We start from the raw sequence: 19,697 nt of genomic DNA on the forward strand, positions 1-19,697 counted from the left end.
CACAATTAGTAATATCTCTTTAATAACTGTGGGCTATATTAATTAAACTCAAGCTCTACTTGCTTATCACCCAGCAATACTTTGAGATCGGTGATTAACTGATCTGCCGGGGTTACACGCCACTCAGTCCCGAGGGTCAACTTGGCACGTGCATTCGAGCGCTGATAGTACACATTTACCGGTACAGTACCTGCACGGTGTGGCTCCAGCACCTGGCTGAAGCGTTCAAAAAACTGTTCATCAATTTGCCTCTCTGTCACAGAGATAGCAAGTCCTCGCAAGTGCTTTTCTCTTGCTTCTGAGATATCTAGCACTTCTCGGCCCGACATTTTAAGGCCACCGTTAAAATCATCAAAGCTGACCTGTCCGGAAACCACGACGATTCTATCTTTTTCAAGCAGATCAATATACTTTTCAAGAGGCTCTGAGAACAACATCACTTCCATCCGACCGCTGCGATCGTCCAGTGTCATCAGGCCAATTCGGGTTCCTCGCTTGGTCGTCATAACGCGTGCTGCGATCACCAAGCCTGCCACGGTCACAACTTTATCGCGCCCTGTCGGGTGGGCATCCTTCAGGCGCCAGGTTGTATAGTGTTTCAGCTCCGGCACATAGGTGTTTATTGGGTGGCCCGTCAGGTACAGGCCTAAGGTATCACGCTCCCCTTCAAGCCAAACTTTTTCCGGCCACTCAGGAATGTTGGCATAAGCATGTTCCACCTCTTCCGGTGCTGCCGTCAACACCCCGAACATATCCGTCTGACCGAAAGCTTCGGCCTGGTGATGCTGGCTGGCCGCCTTGATCGCATCATCCAGCGTTGCCATCATGGCAGCACGGTTAGGCCCCAGTCGATCCATGGCACCGGATTTAATCAGCTTCTCCAGTACCCGTTTGTTAACCTTCTTGGTATCAATACGGGCACAGAAATCAAACAGGTCCTTGAAGTGGCCGTCTTTCTCTCGTGCCTCGATGATATTCTCAATCGGACCTTCACCGACCCCCTTCACCGCACCAATACCGTAGACGATCGCGCCATTTTCATCGACATTAAAACGGTAGAGGCCCTTATTCACATCAGGTGGTAACAGCTTCAACTTCATCCGGTGGCATTCATCCACCAGGCCGACGATTTTATCAGTGTTATCCATATCGGCGGTCATAACCGCCGCCATGAATTCTGCCGGATAGTGCGCCTTTAGCCACAGCGTCTGATACGACACCAACGCATAGGCTGCGGAGTGGGATTTATTAAAACCATAGCCGGCAAACTTTTCAACCAGGTCGAAGATTTTCATCGCCAGCTCGCCGTCGATGCCGTTCTTCACAGCTCCGTCTTCAAAAGTGGCACGCTGCTTGGCCATCTCTTCCGGCTTTTTCTTACCCATCGCACGACGAAGCATATCCGCGCCACCCAGGGTATAGCCAGATAGCACCTGGGCGATCTGCATAACCTGTTCCTGATACAGGATGATGCCGTAGGTTGGCTCCAGAATCTCTTTCAGCGACTCATGCTGCCATTTTTCATCCGGGTAAGAAACTGCCTCGCGGCCATGCTTACGGTCGATAAAGTTATCTACCATGCCCGACTGCAGCGGCCCCGGACGGAACAGGGCTACCAGTGCAATCATATCTTCGAAGCAGTCAGGCTGCAGACGCTTGATAAGATCTTTCATCCCGCGGGATTCAAGCTGGAATACCGCGGTGGATTCAGAACGCTGCAGCATGGCGAATGACTTGGGATCATCCATCGGGATCGCCGCGATGTTAACGGGTTCCTCGCCTTTGGCTTTCAGCCGCGGGTTTACCATTCCCAAAGCCCAGTCGATAATTGTCAGGGTTCGAAGGCCCAAGAAGTCAAACTTGACCAGACCCGCTGTTTCTACATCATTCTTATCAAACTGGGTAACCGGGTTCCCCCCTTCGGCATCGCAGTACAGCGGCGCAAAGTCGGTAATGGTCGTTGGCGATATCACAACCCCACCGGCGTGCTTACCGGCATTTCGCGTCACCCCTTCCAGGATCCGGCACATGTCGATCAGCGCTTTGACTTCCTCATCCGCCTCGTAGACCTGACCCAGCTGCGGTTCGGCATCAAAGGCTTTTGCCAGCGTCATACCCGGCTCGGCAGGCACCAGCTTGGAAATTCGATCGACAAAGCCGTACGGGTGACCCAGCACTCGGCCAACATCACGGATAACCGCTTTTGCCGCCATGGTACCAAAGGTGATGATCTGGGATACGGCATCACGACCGTACATTTCTGCCACATGGTCGATAACCAGGTCACGCTTGTCCATACAGAAGTCGATATCGAAATCGGGCATGGAAACACGTTCCGGGTTAAGGAATCGCTCGAACAGCAGATCAAACTCCAGCGGATCCAAGTCGGTAATGTCTAGCGCATAGGCTACCAGGGAGCCCGCACCAGACCCTCGACCAGGACCAACAGGCACGTCATTGTCTTTAGACCACTGGATGAACTCCATTACGATCAGGAAGTAGCCGGGAAAGCCCATTTGGTTGATAACGTCGAGTTCAATTTTCAGACGTTCATCATACTCAGGCCGCTGCTTGGCTCGCTCTTCTTCATCGGGGAACAGGAAGGCCAAACGACGCTCTAGCCCTTTTTCAGACTCCTTGACCAGGAAGTCTTCGATGGTCATCTCCCCGGTCGGGAAGTTTGGCAGGAAATATTCCCCCAAACGTACTGTAACATTACAACGTTTGGCAATTTCGACGCTATTTTCAAGCGCTTCGGGAATGTCCGAGAATAGCTCGCACATTTCCTCTTCTGTTCGTAAATACTGCTGATCGCTGTACAGCTTAGGACGGTTCGGATCCACTATGGTGTAGCCGTCATGGATCGCAACCCGGATTTCGTGGGCATCAAACTGATCTGCAGAAATCAGCCTCACATCATTGGTTGCCACCACAGGCAGCTCAGCCTGCTCAGCCAATTCAACCGCAAAGTGAAGATAGGCATCTTCATCTGGGCGCCCGGTACGGACCAATTCAAGATAGTAGCTATCTGGGAAATGGGTCTGATAAAACTCAACACAGCGCTCAACCATCTGCTGATTGCCTTTGAGCAGTGCCTTGCCGACATCGCCGCTTTTACCGCCAGAGAGCAGGATCAGCCCTTTCTTATGCTCAATCAGCCACTCTTTGTCCATTACGGGTAAATGCTGAACATGACCACGCTGATAGGCTTTGGAGATCAGCATCGTCAGATTCTGGTAGCCGTCGTTATCTGCTGCCAGTATGGTCAGATCTGCCAGCTCCTCGCCCATCTCCTCAGACTGGACCTTGAAGTCTGCGCCGATAATCGGCTTCACGCCTGCACCATGGGCTGCAAAGTAGAATTTCACCAAACCACACAGGTTGGTAAAGTCGGTCAACGCCATTGCCGGCATCCCCATTGCCGCGACTTTTTTTACCAGCGGTGGGACCTTGGACAGACCGTCCACCATTGAGAAATCACTGTGGACACGTAGATGAATAAAGCGAGGTTCAGCCATGACTAACCAGATTTGATGTGTTCTTGATAATTAAGCGAGGATTATAGCTCAAAGAGCCAGAATCATCACCGAATGTGGCCTAACGATTGAGGCTATGCTCATTAGGCCAACAACATGAAGCTGCCCGGGAATAAAATCAATCAATACCCAGGATCCGTTTTACCGGCTTGAAACTCTTACGGTGTTGCTCGATTGCGCCCAGCTTCTCCAACGCTTCAAAGTGTGCTTTGGTCGGGTAGCCCTTATGTTTGGCAAACCCATAGCCCGGATACTGGGCATCCAGCGATTCCATTTCCCGATCCCGGGTGACCTTGGCCAGGATGGAAGCCGCACTGATTTCAGCAACCCGCAAATCGCCTTTCACAACCGCCTGCGCCGCCATCGGCAATTCCGGCACTTTGTTGCCATCAACCAGCACGTAATCAGGCTGTGTGGCAAGACCGGCAACCGCACGCTGCATCGCCACCATGGTGGCCTGCAAAATATTCAACTGGTCAATTTCCTCTGGCTCGCAACGACCCAGCGACCACGCCAGCGCCTTCTCTTTGATTTCGTCAAACAAGAGATTACGCTTTTTTTCACTCAGCTTTTTCGAGTCCGTCAGCCCTTCTATCGGGTTATTCGGATCCAGGATCACCGCGGCGGTGACCACGGCGCCGACCAGCGGGCCTCGGCCAACTTCATCAACGCCGGCAATCAGGTTGGCCTGCGGGTACTCAAAGGGTTCTAGAATGGTTGCCATTTATCTATCTATCAGTTTCAGGACAGCGGCGGCTGCCTGCTTATCCGCATCACACTTGATAAGTTGATGCAGACGGGTAAATTCATTCATCAGCTCGCTGTTATCCGAGCCAAGGAAGCGTTCGACTTCAGCGCAGAGCTTCTCGGGTGTACAGTCATCCTGCAGCAGCTCCGGTACCAGCTCACGATCGGCCAGGATATTGGCCAGCGAGACATACTTGGTTTTCAACATCCGCTTGGCCAGCCAGGCCGTCAGCGGTTTAACCTTGTAACCGACGACCATCGGACGCTTGACCAGCATACACTCTAGCGCCACAGTGCCCGACGCCAGCAATACCGCATCTGAGGCCATCATCACATTTCGTGCCGTATCATCAACCAGCACAAAGTCGAGATCCGGTGCAGTCTCCTGCCACGCCTGCTCGAATTGCTCACGACGCTTCTGGTTCACCAGCGCAACGATAAAACCCAAGTCCGGGTGCTTCTGCTTCAGCAAACGGCAGGTTTCGATAAACGGTGCCGCCAGCATCCCCATTTCACTGCCACGGCTACCCGGCAATACTGCCAGCCAGCGTTTGTTGCTATCGAGGTCGAGCAACTCCCTGGCAGCCTGCTGATCCGTCTGCAACGGAATGGCATCAGCCATCGTGTGGCCAACAAACTCGCAGGGGACATTGAACTTATCGTAAAAGGCCTTCTCAAACGGCAGGAAGGCCAACACCAGGTTGGTTGCCGCTTCGATTTTGAAAATCCGTTTCTGGCGCCAGGCCCATACCGACGGGCTGACATAATGAACCGTCTTGATCCCGAGCTGTTTGAGATCCAGCTCCAGACGCAAATTAAAATCCGGGGCATCGATGCCGACAAACACGTCCGGCGGGTTATCGGTAAAGTACTTCACCAGCTCCGCCTTCACCTTAAACAGGCGCGGCAGACGTCCCAAAACCTCGACAATCCCCATGACCGCCAGCTCTTCCATGTCAAACAGCGTTTCACACCCTTCGGCCTGCATACGCGGGCCGGCAATACCGACAAACTCGGCATCCGGGTATTGCTCTCTGACAGCTTTAATAAAACCGGCACCTAAAATATCGCCGGAGATTTCCCCGGCGACAATTCCTATTCGAAGTGGCTTCGTCATAATTAGCGAATAATACCGCGTGTTGAATTTTCGAAGAACTCGGTAAACAGCTCGACAGCCTTATGCTCTTTGGCCATCTCTTCAATAACCGGCTTCACTTCAGCCAGTGTTTTGCCCGAACGGTACAGTTCTTTGTACACCGCACGGATAGCACGGATTTCGGCTTTCTCGAAACCGCGGCGCTTCAGTCCTTCGACATTAATGCCGAACGGTGCACAGTGGTTACCCTGCGCCATCACGTATGGAGGAACGTCCTGAACCACAATCGAACCGCCGCCCAGCATACAGTGAGCACCAATCGTACAGAACTGGTGGATCGCCGTAATACCACCAATAATCGCGTGATCGCCGATGGTCACATGGCCTGCCAGCGTCGCGTTGTTGGCAAAAATACAGCGATCGCCAATCACACAGTCATGGGCAACATGCACATTAACCATGAACAAGTTGTCGTTACCCACCTTGGTGATGCCGTTATCCTGAACGGTACCACGGTGCATCTGCACGCTCTCGCGGATAGTATTTCGATCACCAATTTCCAGGCGGGTCGGCTCACCGGCGTATTTCAGATCCTGACACTCTTCGCCAATAGACGCGAACTGAAAAATTCGGTTTTCGCGGCCAATTGTCGTCGGGCCTTTGATTACGACGTGAGACAAAACTTCAGTGCCCTCGCCGATTTCGACGTCCGCACCGATATAACTAAATGGACCAACTTTAACATTGGCGCCAATCTTAACGCCTTCTTCGATAATCGCCGAAGGGTGAATTTGTGCCGTTTCGTGAATCATCAGAACTCTCGTCTCGCGCATTTTAGCTCAGCAGAGCACACCACACCGCCATCAACTTTTGCTACACCATTGAACATAGCAATACCGCGGCGCTCTTTCAGAAATTCAACCTCAATCACCAGCTGATCACCCGGTACAACCGGTTTGCGAAACTTCGCATTATCGATACTGGCAAAGTAGTACAGCTCGTTTTCAGCCGGTGCACCAAAGGTCTTAAATGCCAGCAGGCCTGTTGCCTGAGCCATTGCTTCGAGGATCATCACGCCAGGGAAAATCGGCATCTTTGGAAAATGACCGGTAAATTGAGGCTCGTTCACAGATACATTCTTAATCGCAGTTAGCGTTTTGCCTTCTTCGTAATCGGTTACACGATCAATCATCAGAAACGGGTAACGGTGTGGAAGAAGCTCTTGAATCTCTGTGATATTTAGCGTTTTGTTCTCGCTAGTCAAAACTGAATTCCTGTCTAAGTAAGTTTAAAATACTGTATAATTTTAACGCAAAACGGCCTACACGGAGTGCAGGCCTGTTTCAGCGATGAAATCGGCAGCAATTAGCTGTTTTCTTCCAATTTCTTTTCAACGGTTTTAAGACGCTTGTTCATCTCGTCTATTTTCATTACCCGAGCCGCTGTTTTACGCCACTCGCGGTTTGGCTGCAATGGGATACCCGACGAGAACATACCTTTCTCCTCGATACTACGCATCACCATCCCCATACCGGTAATCGTCACGCCGTCTGCTATTTCAATATGACCATTGAGCACAGACGCGCCGCCGATAATACAGTATTTACCAATTTTGGTACTGCCTGCGACAATAGTACCACCCGCCATCGCGGTACCATATCCGATCTGCACGTTATGGGCGATCTGCATCTGGTTATCGAGGATCACATTATCTTCGATAATGGTGTCATCCAGCGCCCCACGATCAATGGTAGTACAGGCACCGATTTCGACACGGTTACCAATTCGGACCGAACCAAGCTGCGGGATCTTCACCCACTCGCCCTTGTCATTCGCGTAGCCGAAGCCGTCAGCACCAATCACAGTGCTGGACTGCACCAGGCATTGCTCACCCAGTACAACATTATGATAAATAGTCACATTGGCCCACAGTTTGGTACCGGCACCGATAACGGCATTTTTACCGATAAAACAGCCAGGACCAATCTGTACGTTATCGCCTAGCTGAGCGCCGGACTCAATCACCGCATTATGACCGATAGCAACGCCCTCGCCGATAACGGCATCGTCAGCGATAAATGCTGATGATGCAATATCAGTAGCGGCTACAGGGGTGGTATCTAATAGCTGAGCGATCAAGGCATAACCCAGATACGGGTCTTTCAGTACCAGGGCATTGCCTTCAAAGTAAGAAAGATCACCTTCTTTCAGCATTACCGCCGATGCCTTGCATTGCGCAAGGTGCTTGCGGTATTTGCTGCTAGACAAGAACGTGATCTGCCCTTCTCCGGCCTGATCCATACCTGCGATAGATTCAATCACTACGGTGCCATCGCCGCGTAGCTCTGCACCCAGTTTCGCTGCTATTTCAGCAAGAGTAATTCCAGCCATTATTTACCTTATTTCTTTGTAGTTGTTCAGCGCCAAACACCCACCTGATAAAAGAAGACGAAAGTGCAGATCGCAACAACTCAATCGTACACTTTCGGCTCAGGACGGTATCAGCAGAGCTGAATAATTACCGTTTATTTAACTGCAGAGATCACCTTGGAAGACAAGTCATCTTTCGGACTTGCGTGAAGAACTGCATTGGCATCGATAACCATGTCATAACCTTCACGTTTGGCAACATCCTGGATGGCCTTACGGATTTTCTGAACCAGCTTCTGCTCTTCTTCCGCACCACGGCGACGCTGGTCTTCCTGCAGTGCCTTGGCTTTCAGTTTATAGTTAGACTCAAGTGAAGCCATTTCACGCTGTAGCTTAGTGCGATCGCTTGCACTCATCAGCTCGCCATCACGCTTCATCTTGTCGACTTTGGTTTTCATGCGACTTTCAATGCCGCGCAGCTCGTCAATACGATCTTTAAATTCACCGCGTAGCTTTTCTGCCACATTATACCGTTTTGCCAGCTGAGCCATAGCCTGACCAGTTGCGACATAGCCTACTTTTTGTGCTGCTTCAGCTGCCTGTGCATACATCGATGAAGACAGAATTACCAGGCTAAGACCAGCCGCTTTAATCCACTGTTTCAAAAGTATCTCCTCAAATTTTAGAATGTTCGTCCAATAGTGAAGGTAAAGAACTCTTCATCATCACCATCGTATTTCTTGATCGGACGAGCAATCGAGAATACGAGCGGTCCCATCGGTGACATCCACTGCAGGGCGGCACCGTATGAAGCACGGATCAACGACGGATCGGAATAGTCATTCAGATATCGGCCGTCACCGCTAGCTACATCATATTCCGTATCCCAAACGGTACCGGCATCGACAAAGATACTGGTTCGGATCTGGTTACGGACTTCCTCCGACGCAAACGGCGTCGGAACAATCAGCTCGGCACTGGCCAAGGCTGTTGCATTACCACCGGCGGCATCATCTGTACCCGTGGCACAATTGTTGTTACCACCGCCGCTGATCCCGCCAGCATCACAACCACCGACGTAAACGGCCTTCGGACCAACAGTATTGGAACGGAAGCCACGCAGGGTAGAGAAGCCACCGGCATAGAAGTTTTCATAGAATGGCAATAGCTGATCACTACCGTTGTCGGTCGTACCGTAACCATTACCATATCCCAGCTTACCGCGTAGCAATAAGCTGAAGTCATGTCCTTCGTTCAGCGGGAAGTACTGACGAACGTCATATTGTGCCTTGAAATACTGAGCATCGGAGCCTGGTATTGTCATCCGGAACGAGGCACGCTGATGGTTACCTGCCGTCGGGAAATAACCACGGTTAAGGTTATTTCGTGTCCAGGACACTGACCAGTCAAAATCGTCCAGCTCAATCACATTGTCGCCGCGGTCAAAGCCGTGAATGGCCTTAAACTTCTCGATCTGGGCATATTCCTGAGTATTGGAGATCTTGTTGTGATCGTAACCCAGACCAAATTCGAAGAAGTTCAGTTCATCGTACGGGAAGCCCCATGTCAGGCTGGTACCATAGCTCTGGTTGGTATAGTCAGAGATATTGGCATCCGACGCCTCGAACTCGTTGTAGTAGACCTTGCCGCCGAGGCTGATACCGTCGAGGGTAAAATACGGATCGCGGTATTCCAGGCTGATGTTCTTCTGGTAATCGTTCATCATCGCATTGATGCCGAAACGGTTACCGGTACCCAGAAAGTTATCCTGCTGGATCCCCGCCTGGAAGCTGACGCCCGATTCGGTACCGTAACCAACACCAAAGTTGATATTACCGGCATTGGCCTCTTTGACGTTGTACTTGATATCGACCTGATCATCGGTACCCGGAACGCGTACCGTCTGAACATCAACGTTTTCAAAGAAGCCGGTACGGCTTAAACGCTCTTTACCACGCTCAACGGACTTCGAGTTCAGCCAACTGCCTTCCATCTGGCGCATCTCACGGCGAAGTACCTCATCCTTGGTCGATGTGTTGCCCGAAAACGTAATGTTACGGACATAGATACGCTTGCCCGGATCGACATTGACCGTCAGTGCAACCTGCTGGTTTAAATCGTCAAAGTCCGGAATTGTCGTCACTTGCGGGTAGGCATAGCCCAGCTCGCCCAGCTTACGCTTGACCGCTTCTTCCAATGCCGTCACTTTGGCACCGTTGTAGACTTCCCCGGCACTGATAGTCACCAGACTATCAAGATCACCGACTTTACCGGCCAGATCACCACGGAACTTCACGTCCTTCACGCTGTACTGCTTGCCCTCGTCAATTTTCAGGGTGATATACACACCTTTCTTGTCCGGCGAGATTGCAACCTGAGTCGCATCAAGCTTGTACTTGAGGTAACCACTGTTCAGGTATTGCGAGCGCAATGTTTCCAAATCGCCGGCCAGTACCTGCTTCTGGTATTTCTCATCGGCCAGGAAGTTCCACCACGGCACTTCGGCCTGGAGGTTGAACTTATCCTGCAGCTCCTCATCAGTAAAAACATCGTTACCAATAAAGTTGATTTGCTGAATTTTCGCCGACACACCTTCGGTAAAGACAAACTTCAGATCAGCACGATTACGCGGCAACGGGGTAACAACCGCCTTTACCGTTGCATTGTACTTTCCGACACTGTAGTAAAAATCTTCCAACCCTTTTTCAATCTTGCTCAGGGTCGTTCTGTCCAGCGCTTCGCCTACCATAATACGCGAGGCATCAAGGTTTTCTTTAAGCTGCTCTTCTTTGATAGCTTTATTACCAGAGAAGGTAATATTGGCAATCGTCGGACGCTCGAGGACTTTCACAAGCAGTGCATTGCCATCACGGTAGACTTTAATATCTTCAAAATTGCCAGAAGCAAAAAGCGCCTGAATCATTTCCGAGACATCACGCTCATCAACATCGTCACCCACTCGGACCGGCATAGTCAACAATGCCGCACCCAGCGTCACGCGCTGCAAGCCTTCGAAACGAATATCTTCAACTACAAATTGTTCCGCGCTCTGCGCAACACTACTACCGAGTAAAAGTGATGCGACCAACAGTTTTTTCATCGCCATTAGTGTTCTGATTATTCCTTGCTAAAAACGCACTTATTAAAGGCGGGTAAAATCATTGAATAGCGCTACGGCCATTAACGCAACCAAAATGGCTGATCCCACTCTGTAGCCTATATCCTGAACACGTTCAGAAACAGGACGACGAGTTACCGCTTCAATGGCGAAGAACATCAAGTGTCCACCATCTAATACTGGCAGCGGCAACAAATTAACTATACCCAAGTTCACACTGATCAACGCCAGGAACCCCAGGAAATACACCACGCCATAATCGGCGGTCATCCCGGCCCCCTTGGCGATAGAAATCGGGCCACTCAGGTTTTTAATTGCAACATCACCTGTTACCAACTTGGTTACCATATCAAAGGTAAGCGTAACCAGTTGCCAGGTTTTTTCTGCAGCCTTGCCGACCGCTTCGACAGGGCCGAACTGTAAATTAATTCGATACGACTCCGGCCAAGGCTCTACCTTAGGCGCAAAGCCTGCATAACCTATCACTTCACCATCACGCTGCTCTTTGGCATTTGGCGTCAGCGTTAACTTGACGGGCTCCCCATCTCGCAACACTTCGATATCAAGCGTCTGTAACGGATGTGAGCGTATCGCATCAACAACCTGCTGCCACTCCGTTATCGGCTCAGCATTGATAGCGACAATTTCATCATTTAACCTTAAACCAGCGGTAATTGCTGCGCCATCATCAACAAGCTGCGAAATAACAAGAGTAATAGCCGGCGAGTAAGGTGCAATCCCCAAAGATGTCAGCACCCGCTCTTGCTCCGGATCAAACGACCAGTCAGTCAGATCCAAGGTACGCTGCACTTCATACTCTGTACCGGGCTCGATGACAGAAATAACCATTTCTTGGTCACCGATATGGGAAATCATCGCCATGTTAACGGATTCCCAATCAGCGGTTTTGATTCCTGAAATGGATTTTAGTTCCATTCCATTGCTAATTCCTGCTTCTGCAGCAATAGATTGCGGAGCCACTTCACCAATTACCGGGCGAACAGCCGGTACACCGATAAGGTAGACAACCCAGTAGGCAAAGATCGCAAAAACAAAGTTCGCCAACGGACCAGCCGCAACAATCGCACTACGCTGCCATAGCGCCTTGTTGTTAAAAGCCTGGTGCTTTCTCTCTTCGGGCACATCATCAACCCGCCCGTCCAGCATCTTGACGTAACCACCCAGCGGAATCATCGCCAGTGTATACTCGGTGCCGTCCTTGCCGATCTTGCGCCATAGAGACTTACCAAAGCCAATCGAAAATCGCTCGACGAACACGCCACAGCGACGGGCTACCCAGAAGTGACCAAACTCATGGACCGCAATTAATATCCCCAGTGCCAGCAAAAAGGCACCCAGGTTCCACAAAATACCCATCATACAGATACCTTACCAATCACTTCTTGTGCTAATGTCCGGGCCATTCTATCCAGCTCAACAACGCTTTCCAAGTCAGCCGGCTCGCGCATTTGCGCCAGATCGAGAACCTGGCTGTTCACACTGGCAATATCGGTAAACCTTAGCTGATTATTCAAAAACGCCGCGACAGCCTCTTCATTGGCGGCATTCAGCGCCGTTGTTGCTGCCTGTCCGGCATAACATGCATCCATCGCCAGTTTCAGGCACGGATATCGCTTAAAATCAGGTTGCAGGAAGGTAAATTCGCCGACTTTGCTAAAGTCCAACGGCGCTACACCTGCCTCTACTCTTTCAGGATAGGACATTGCACAGGCAATAGGCGTTCTCATATCAGGCAGCCCCATTTGCGCCAGCACAGACCCATCCTGATACTGAACCATAGAGTGAATGACAGACTGCGGGTGGATGATCACGTCCATCTGCTCACGGGAGGCATTGAATAGCCAGCGAGCCTCAATATATTCCAGCCCCTTATTCATCATGGTAGCCGAGTCAACGGAGATTTTAGGGCCCATCGACCAGTTAGGGTGGGCAATCGCCATGGCAGGGGTTACCGCCTCGAGTTCCGAGACATCGGTATAGCGGAAAGGGCCACCGGAGCCGGTTAGCAAAATTTTACTGACCCCGTGTTTGGCCAGATCGCAATGCCCCATTGCACGCTGGATCTCGGCAGGCAGGCTCTGAAAAATGGCATTATGCTCGCTGTCGACCGGCAACAGCTCTGCCCCGTATTGCTGACAGGCGTCGATAAACATCTGCCCTGACATAACCAGGGCTTCCTTGTTGGCCAGCAAGATACGCTTGCCCGCCTTTACACCGGCCATCGTCGGCAGCAGCCCGGCTGCACCGACAATTGCCGCCATTACCGTATCAACCTCGTCAAGGGCAGCCACCTGGCACATCCCCTCAATACCGGCGAGTACTGTGGTTGGAATATTATGCTGTTTCAGTAACACGGCGAGCTCAGACGCCGCGGATTCCGAGGCCATTGCGGCATACTTCGGCTTCCACCACTGGCATAGCTCAACCATTTTTTGGCTATTAGACCCAGCGGCCAGTGCAACTACCTCAAACAAATGCGGGTTTTGTGCCGCTACCGCCAACGTACTACTTCCGATAGAACCAGTCGCACCAAGAATCGTTAACTTACGCATAAAATCACTTTATTTAGCCGTGAAAAGCAGCCCATAGGAGGCTGCTCAGTAAAACAGGGGGCAGCTAAGCTTGTGTTTGCCCTGTTGGACAAGTCTGCTGTGCGGTTAGCCACACAGCAACAACCAGCTACATCATACTAGCCAGAGGTAAAGCAAAGCAAAAATAGGAAGGGCTGCTGTCAAACTATCAATTCGGTCAAGCACGCCACCGTGGCCGGGAAGGATACTGCCGCTATCTTTGATGCCCGAGGCACGCTTGAACATACTCTCGACCAGATCACCCAATACAGAGGCAATCACAGTCAGCACCGCAATCACCAGCAGGCTGCCCAGGCTGACAAAAGGAATATCCATCAGGGCTGCGCCTCCCCAGGTCACCATCACTGCCAGTACTGCACCGCCAACCAGCCCCTCGATTGTCTTGTTAGGACTTACGGCAGGTGCCATCTTGCGTTTACCGAAACGTTTACCCGAGAAGTAAGCCCCGGTATCCGCCGCCCAAACCAGGAAGCACACCAGCATCACCAGCTTGGCGCCGTGATAAGGCGACTCGGCGTAGTTTACGGCACGGAGCATCAAGATACTCCAGAAGAAAGGGAGCAGGGTCAACAAGCCAAAAAGGTACTTCAAAGAGGTAGCTTTAGACCAGAGCGAAGAACTAGAAGGGTAAGTGATGGCTAACATGGAAGCACCCAGCCACCAAACGCCACCGAGCAACAGCATAGTCTGATGCGATAGAGCCAGGGCGGACAGGCTTTCTACATCCGTCGGCATAAAGAAGATTGATGCGCCTAAGGCGATAGCGGGTACTAACATCGCGCCCAAGCGTGATTTCGCATCAACAAATTGTGTCCATTCCCAAAAACCGACCATGGTAATCGCGGCTATAGCGAAAACAAAAGCAGGGAAAGGTAAAAGAAAAATCCCTGCTATTACTAACGGCGCGAGGATAAGTGCGGTAATGATACGTTGCTTAAGCAAGCTGCGTCCTCTCGTTATTCATTATATGTTAGTAACGACTCAGCATCTCTGTGCTGCTGTCTGTCTATTGCTACTATTTTTGTAATAAAGCCTGCACCTGCTCGCCGGTACATCCAAAACGGCGCTCACGGTTCACATACCACGCAACGGCATCTGCCAGGCTTCGCTCGTCAAAATCGGGCCAATGCTGCTCAGTAAAGTACAGCTCGGCATACGCCATCTGCCATAACATAAAGTTACTGATGCGACATTCACCGCTCGTACGAATCAACAGATCTACCTCCGGCAAACCTGACGTCGACAAACCTTGTACCAGCATGTCCTCGGTAATATCTTCCGCCGTCAATCCGTTCTCGGCCGCTTGGTTCACCAAGCGCTTCGCCGCCTGCAGGATATCCCACTGGCCACCGTAGTTGGCCGCGATATTCAGCACCATCCCGGTATTGTCAGCAGTCAACAACTCAGCCTCGGCGATTTTTTTTTGCAATCGCTGGCTGAAACGGGTCTTATCACCGATGATCCGTAACCGGATATTGTTCTTGTGCAGACGCTTCACTTCACGACCAAGCACAGTCATGAAGAGCTCCATCAGCAACGACACCTCGTCTTCAGGACGACGCCAGTTTTCGCTACTGAAAGCAAAAAGCGTTACCACTTTGATACCGAGGCGACTTGCCGTCGAGACGGTTTTTCGTACGGCTTCTACGCCGGCCTTATGGCCAAACACTCGAGCTTTGCCTTTCGCTTTTGCCCAGCGGCCATTGCCATCCATAATAACGGCAATATGCTTTGGCAAATTATCAGCAGAAAGTGCATTTTCGATTGTATGCTCTGCCATACATCTCCCTCAAAAAAGAAAAGCGCCGTGCTGCACGCACAGCGCCTCAAGTCTCATCAAGCTAATAAAGGCGCGTCAGGCCTTATACTTCCATTAGCTCTTTTTCTTTCACTTCCAGCACGGCATCAATGTTCTTAACCGCAGCATCTGTGATTTTCTGGATCTCATCCTGTGCACGACGGTCATCATCTTCAGAGATTTCTTTCTCTTTCAGCAGTGCTTTAACATCAGCATTGGCATCACGACGGATATTACGAACGGCAACACGGCCCTGCTCGGCTTCGGCACGAACGATCTTAACCAGGTCACGACGACGCTCTTCCGTTAACGGTGGAAGAGGAACACGTATAACCGTACCCGCAGACATAGGGTTCAGACCCAGATCAGACATCATGATTGCTTTTTCGACTTTCTGCGTCAGCTCTTTATCGAAAACAGTGATTGCCAGTGTACGGGAATCTTCAGCAACAACGTTTGCCAGCTGCTTAAGCGGCGTGTTGGCACCGTAATATTCTACGTAGATAGTATCAAGCAGGCTTGGGTGAGCACGGCCAGTACGCACTTTTGCCAGTTGGTTTTTCAGCGCTTCAACGCTTTTGCCCATGCGCTCTTGCGCATCTTGTTTAATTTCATCAATCACGATTAATACCCTTAATGATTCGGTCAAAGCGGGAGCGCCGGCGCTCCCGTTCAGAATGTGTCGACAGAACTTACTCGCTAGAAGCTTAGTCGTTCGAAATCAAAGTGCCTTCTTGCTCGCCCATTACCACACGGCGCAGGGAACCCGGCTTATTCATGTTAAAGACACGAATTGGCATGCCGTGGTCACGAGCAAGTGTAAATGCTGCTAAGTCCATCACTTTCAGTTCTTTTTCCAGAACGTCATTGTAACCAAGCTTATCATAAAGAACAGCTTCTGGGTTTTTAACTGGGTCATCTGTGAATACACCGTCAACTTTTGTTGCTTTCAGTACCACGTCAGCTTCGATTTCGATACCGCGCAGACAAGCTGCAGAGTCAGTGGTAAAGAACGGGTTACCCGTACCGGCAGAGAAAATCACCACGCGACCCTGACGCAACTGGCTGATCGCATCAGCCCAGTTGTAGTTGTCACATACACCATTTAGCGGAATAGCAGACATCACTCGAGCGTTCACATAGGCACGGTGCAACGCATCACGCATCGCCAAGCCATTCATCACGGTCGCCAACATACCCATGTGATCGCCCACAACTCGGTTCATACCGGCTTCTGCAAGGCCAGCACCACGGAAGAGATTACCACCACCGATAACCAGGCCAACTTGCACGCCTAGCTCAATAAGTTCTTTGATTTCCTGAGCCATACGGTCAAGAACTTGCGCGTCAATACCAAAACCTTCGTCGCCCTGCAGTGCTTCACCGCTGAGTTTCAGCAAAATTCGTTGATAAGTCGGTTTAGGATTTGTGGTCATTAGGTTTACCTTCCAGGCTTACAAATAGAGATATGGAGTTGTAAAAAGACCGCAGCCTTGGCTACGGTCTTTGGAGTTCGTTTCAAGAAGGATTAACCCTTCTGAACAGCTGCAACTTCTTCAGCGAAGCTCATTTCTTGAGCTTTCTCGATACCTTCACCCACTTCTAGGCGGATGAAGTTAGTTACTGTTGCGCCTTTAGCTTTAAGCATTGCGCCAACAGTTTGAGAAGGGTCCATGATGAACGCCTGACCAGTTAGAGAAACTTCGCCAGTGAACTTCTTCATGCGACCAACAACCATCTTCTCTGCAATCTCTTGAGGCTTGCCAGATTCAACAGCGATAGCAACCTGGATTGCTTTTTCTTTCTCAACTACGTCTGCTGGTACGTCTTCTGGGTTAACGAACTCAGGCTTAGACGCTGCAACGTGCATTGCAACGTGCTTGATAGTTTCTTCGTCAGCTTCACCAGCAACAACAACACCGATACGGTCGCCGTGACGGTAAGAACCAACTTTAGCACCTTCGATGAACTCAACACGACGGATGCTGATGTTCTCACCGATTTTAGCAACTAGAGCAATACGAGTTTCTTCAAACTTCGCTTGAAGAGCAGCGATATCTAGACGCTCTGCAAGTGCAGCGTCAAGAACTTCGTTAGCAAATGCTAGGAAGCCAGCATCTTTTGCTACGAAGTCAGTCTGGCAGTTTACTTCTAGAAGTGCTGCAACACCGTTTTCGTCTTTGATTAAGATCGTGCCTTCAGCAGCAACGTTACCTGCTTTTTTAGCAGCCTTAGCCGCACCGCTCTTACGCATGTTTTCGATCGCTAGCTCAATGTCAGCGTTCGCTTCAACAAGCGCTTTTTTACATTCCATCATGCCTGCGCCAGTACGTTCACGCAGTTCTTTAACTAGGGCAGCTGTAACTGTTGCCATTGTTATATCCTCAGTTTTGAATACTTGGTATAAAAATCAGGGGCCGATATAGGCCCCTGGTAACCATACTTAGCTTACACAAGGTAACTTAAGATGCTCTAAAGGAGCTGGCTATTATTCAGCTTCAGCTACGAAACCATCTTGCTCAGCTTGAACAACGATGTCTTGGTTACGAGCTTCAGTTACAGTTTGTGCTACAGCACCAGTGTAAAGCTGAATAGAACGGATTGCATCATCGTTACCAGGAACAACGAAGTCAACGCCGTCTGGGTTAGAGTTAGTATCTACTACTGCAAATACTGGGATACCCAGGTTGTTCGCTTCTTTAATAGCAATGTGCTCGTGATCAGCATCGATTACGAACATTGCGTCTGGAAGGCCACCCATGTTCTTGATACCGCCAAGTGACTTCTCAAGCTTCTCCATTTCACGAGTACGCATTAGCGCTTCTTTTTTGGTTAGCTTGTCGAAAGTACCGTCAGTAGACTGAACTTCTAGGTCTTTTAGACGCTTGATTGACTGGCGAACAGTTTTCCAGTTAGTCAACATACCGCCCAACCAGCGGTTGTTCACGTAGAACTGGTCACAGTTAATCGCAGCTTCTTTAATTGATTCGCTGGCTGCACGCTTAGTACCAACAAAAAGAACTTTACCCTTGCGAGCAGAAATCTTGTTGATTTCAGCAAGAGCGTCGTTGAACATTGGTACAGTTTTCTCAAGGTTGATGATATGTACCTTGTTACGAGCACCAAAGATGAATGGCTTCATTTTTGGGTTCCAGTAACGAGTTTGGTGACCAAAGTGAACACCAGCCTTAAGCATGTCGCGCATTGATACAGTTGCCATTGAATATTCCTCTATGGGGTTAGGCGTCCACATACCCCATTCTACCGACCCATGATTTGCATTTCTGCAAACCTGCAGCCTCGCGAAAGACTGATGAGCACCCCGGAGAATGTGCCGATATGTGTGAGTGATTAAAAAAAGTTAGTGCAATTTAACCAACAGAGTCGAAACACAAGTTAGCTAATTACGGCGCGCTTTATACCATATTTTACCAACCAAAATCTAGCCTAATTATAGTTGAGGCCACCAAACTTGGTTTCCATCCAGCGTCCTCACTGTTACCATATATCCAATAGAAAACAGTCAATGTAGAGAAGATTGGATGAGCATCAAGATCAAAACGGCTGATGAAATTGAAAAAATGCGCGTCGCTGGCCGTTTGGCTGCGGATGTGCTGGAAATGATCGAACCTCACATCAAAGAAGGTGTGACGACAGAAGAGCTAAACCAGATCTGTCATGATTATGCGTTGGAAAAAGGTGCCTACTCGGCCCCGCTTGATTACCACGGTTTTCCAAAATCTATCTGTACCTCGATCAACCACATCGTTTGCCACGGCATCCCGGCCAGCCAAGATGAGATCGGTAGCAACGGCCAGGTTAAACCCGCAGTGCTCAAGAATGGCGACATCATCAACGTCGATATCACGGTTATTGTACCGAACGACGAAAATGCTGATCTGAGCGTACGCCCGAAAGGCTACCACGGGGACACGTCAAAGATGTTCCTGGTCGGTGATGTCACGCCAGCTGATAAACGCCTGTGTCGCGTTACCCAGGACGCTCTTTACGTCGGTATGCGCAAAGTGAAGCCAGGTGCTCGCGTCGGTGATATCGGTACTGCGATTGAGAAGTTCATCAAGGACAACAACAAGAAGAACCCTTTAAACAAGTACTCTATTGTTAAAGACTTCTGCGGCCACGGTATCGGCAGTGACTTCCACGAAGAACCTCAGGTGGTCCACTACCGCAATGGCGACCGTACGGTGCTAAAAGCAGGTATGTGCTTTACTATCGAGCCTATGATCAATGCCGGCAAATTCGGTTGTACCGTTGATGCCGCTGATGACTGGACGGTATATACCGGTGACGGCAAGAAGTCGGCCCAGTACGAACACACTATCGTCGTCACGGAGACAGGGTGTGAGGTCCTGACCCTGCGCGCAGGGGAAAGCATTCCTCGCCAAATGCGCAACTAATC

Annotated in this window: 17 protein-coding genes; 1 reads left to right on the top strand and 16 read right to left on the bottom strand. The window is 50.3% G+C overall.

All coding sequences use genetic code 11. The features are described 5' to 3' along the window. Positions 1-38: 38 nt before the first annotated feature. From dnaE to rpsB, 16 genes are all read right to left on the bottom strand, one after another. Positions 39-3,518, bottom strand: a complete 3,480-nt coding sequence (gene dnaE, locus L4D19_RS25810) for a DNA polymerase III subunit alpha (protein WP_428454808.1) — start codon at positions 3,516-3,518, stop codon at positions 39-41. Between the two features lie 136 nt (positions 3,519-3,654). Further along, positions 3,655-4,260 (bottom strand): ribonuclease HII, encoded by a 606-nt coding sequence (gene rnhB / locus L4D19_RS25815; protein WP_428454809.1) that lies wholly within the window; start codon positions 4,258-4,260, stop codon positions 3,655-3,657. Then, positions 4,261-5,400, bottom strand: coding sequence for a lipid-A-disaccharide synthase (gene lpxB, locus L4D19_RS25820; RefSeq protein WP_428454810.1), 1,140 nt, complete (start codon positions 5,398-5,400; stop codon positions 4,261-4,263). A gap of 2 nt (positions 5,401-5,402) precedes the next feature. Further along, the gene (lpxA, locus tag L4D19_RS25825; RefSeq protein WP_428454811.1) at positions 5,403-6,191 is read right to left on the bottom strand and encodes an acyl-ACP--UDP-N-acetylglucosamine O-acyltransferase; all 789 of its coding nucleotides are present in this window, start codon (positions 6,189-6,191) and stop codon (positions 5,403-5,405) included. Continuing rightward, positions 6,191-6,643, bottom strand: a complete 453-nt coding sequence (gene fabZ, locus L4D19_RS25830) for a 3-hydroxyacyl-ACP dehydratase FabZ (RefSeq protein WP_160656424.1) — start codon at positions 6,641-6,643, stop codon at positions 6,191-6,193. The genes lpxA and fabZ overlap by 1 nt, the downstream gene beginning before the upstream one ends. A 101-nt stretch (positions 6,644-6,744) precedes the next feature. Continuing rightward, positions 6,745-7,770 carry a UDP-3-O-(3-hydroxymyristoyl)glucosamine N-acyltransferase gene (gene lpxD, locus L4D19_RS25835; protein WP_428454812.1) on the bottom strand — a complete coding sequence of 342 codons (1,026 nt, stop codon included), beginning with the start codon at positions 7,768-7,770 and terminating at the stop codon, positions 6,745-6,747. A 134-nt stretch (positions 7,771-7,904) separates the two neighbouring features. After that, positions 7,905-8,414 (bottom strand): OmpH family outer membrane protein, encoded by a 510-nt coding sequence (locus L4D19_RS25840; RefSeq protein WP_160656429.1) that lies wholly within the window; start codon positions 8,412-8,414, stop codon positions 7,905-7,907. Positions 8,415-8,431: 17 nt separating this feature from the next. Continuing rightward, the gene (bamA, locus tag L4D19_RS25845) at positions 8,432-10,855 is read right to left on the bottom strand and encodes an outer membrane protein assembly factor BamA (RefSeq protein WP_428454813.1); all 2,424 of its coding nucleotides are present in this window, start codon (positions 10,853-10,855) and stop codon (positions 8,432-8,434) included. 36 nt (positions 10,856-10,891) lie between these two features. After that, positions 10,892-12,247: a sigma E protease regulator RseP gene (gene rseP / locus L4D19_RS25850; protein ID WP_428454814.1), complete on the bottom strand. Its 1,356-nt coding sequence runs from the start codon at positions 12,245-12,247 to the stop codon at positions 10,892-10,894. Continuing rightward, positions 12,244-13,440 carry a 1-deoxy-D-xylulose-5-phosphate reductoisomerase gene (gene ispC / locus L4D19_RS25855; RefSeq protein ID WP_428454815.1) on the bottom strand — a complete coding sequence of 399 codons (1,197 nt, stop codon included), beginning with the start codon at positions 13,438-13,440 and terminating at the stop codon, positions 12,244-12,246. The genes rseP and ispC overlap by 4 nt, the downstream gene beginning before the upstream one ends. 132 nt (positions 13,441-13,572) lie before the next feature. Further along, positions 13,573-14,421: a phosphatidate cytidylyltransferase gene (locus L4D19_RS25860; protein WP_428454816.1), complete on the bottom strand. Its 849-nt coding sequence runs from the start codon at positions 14,419-14,421 to the stop codon at positions 13,573-13,575. Between the two features lie 73 nt (positions 14,422-14,494). Then, positions 14,495-15,259, bottom strand: a complete 765-nt coding sequence (gene uppS / locus L4D19_RS25865) for an undecaprenyl pyrophosphate synthase (RefSeq protein WP_428454817.1) — start codon at positions 15,257-15,259, stop codon at positions 14,495-14,497. Between the two features lie 82 nt (positions 15,260-15,341). Continuing rightward, positions 15,342-15,899: a ribosome recycling factor gene (gene frr / locus L4D19_RS25870; RefSeq protein WP_160656447.1), complete on the bottom strand. Its 558-nt coding sequence runs from the start codon at positions 15,897-15,899 to the stop codon at positions 15,342-15,344. An 85-nt stretch (positions 15,900-15,984) separates the two neighbouring features. Next, the gene (gene pyrH, locus L4D19_RS25875) at positions 15,985-16,713 is read right to left on the bottom strand and encodes a UMP kinase (RefSeq protein ID WP_239412047.1); all 729 of its coding nucleotides are present in this window, start codon (positions 16,711-16,713) and stop codon (positions 15,985-15,987) included. Positions 16,714-16,805: 92 nt separating this feature from the next. Then, positions 16,806-17,651 (bottom strand): translation elongation factor Ts, encoded by an 846-nt coding sequence (gene tsf / locus L4D19_RS25880; protein ID WP_428454818.1) that lies wholly within the window; start codon positions 17,649-17,651, stop codon positions 16,806-16,808. A 114-nt stretch (positions 17,652-17,765) separates the two neighbouring features. Continuing rightward, the gene (gene rpsB, locus L4D19_RS25885) at positions 17,766-18,497 is read right to left on the bottom strand and encodes a 30S ribosomal protein S2 (RefSeq protein ID WP_428454819.1); all 732 of its coding nucleotides are present in this window, start codon (positions 18,495-18,497) and stop codon (positions 17,766-17,768) included. A gap of 322 nt (positions 18,498-18,819) precedes the next feature. Between rpsB and map the strand changes: the two genes are divergently transcribed. Further along, on the top strand, positions 18,820-19,695 hold the full coding sequence (gene map, locus L4D19_RS25890) for a type I methionyl aminopeptidase (RefSeq protein WP_428454820.1): 876 nt from the start codon (positions 18,820-18,822) through the stop codon (positions 19,693-19,695). Positions 19,696-19,697: the final 2 nt, after the last annotated feature.

Origin of the sequence: Photobacterium kasasachensis, assembly GCF_050336885.1 — a bacterium.
Lineage (GTDB): Bacteria > Pseudomonadota > Gammaproteobacteria > Enterobacterales > Vibrionaceae > Photobacterium > Photobacterium kasasachensis.

What these genes read in the sequence shown, in the direction of transcription:
- dnaE (WP_428454808.1), bottom strand. Translation starts at nt 3,518, where the DNA reads ATGGCTGAACCTCGCTTTATTCATCTACGTGTCCACAGTGATTTCTCA.
- rnhB (WP_428454809.1), bottom strand. Translation starts at nt 4,260, where the DNA reads ATGGCAACCATTCTAGAACCCTTTGAGTACCCGCAGGCCAACCTGATT.
- lpxB (WP_428454810.1), bottom strand. Translation starts at nt 5,400, where the DNA reads ATGACGAAGCCACTTCGAATAGGAATTGTCGCCGGGGAAATCTCCGGC.
- lpxA (WP_428454811.1), bottom strand. Translation starts at nt 6,191, where the DNA reads ATGATTCACGAAACGGCACAAATTCACCCTTCGGCGATTATCGAAGAA.
- lpxD (WP_428454812.1), bottom strand. Translation starts at nt 7,770, where the DNA reads ATGGCTGGAATTACTCTTGCTGAAATAGCAGCGAAACTGGGTGCAGAG.
- bamA (WP_428454813.1), bottom strand. Translation starts at nt 10,855, where the DNA reads ATGGCGATGAAAAAACTGTTGGTCGCATCACTTTTACTCGGTAGTAGT.
- rseP (WP_428454814.1), bottom strand. Translation starts at nt 12,247, where the DNA reads ATGATGGGTATTTTGTGGAACCTGGGTGCCTTTTTGCTGGCACTGGGG.
- ispC (WP_428454815.1), bottom strand. Translation starts at nt 13,440, where the DNA reads ATGCGTAAGTTAACGATTCTTGGTGCGACTGGTTCTATCGGAAGTAGT.
- uppS (WP_428454817.1), bottom strand. Translation starts at nt 15,259, where the DNA reads ATGGCAGAGCATACAATCGAAAATGCACTTTCTGCTGATAATTTGCCA.
- pyrH (WP_239412047.1), bottom strand. Translation starts at nt 16,713, where the DNA reads ATGACCACAAATCCTAAACCGACTTATCAACGAATTTTGCTGAAACTC.
- tsf (WP_428454818.1), bottom strand. Translation starts at nt 17,651, where the DNA reads ATGGCAACAGTTACAGCTGCCCTAGTTAAAGAACTGCGTGAACGTACT.
- rpsB (WP_428454819.1), bottom strand. Translation starts at nt 18,497, where the DNA reads ATGGCAACTGTATCAATGCGCGACATGCTTAAGGCTGGTGTTCACTTT.
- map (WP_428454820.1), top strand. Translation starts at nt 18,820, where the DNA reads ATGAGCATCAAGATCAAAACGGCTGATGAAATTGAAAAAATGCGCGTC.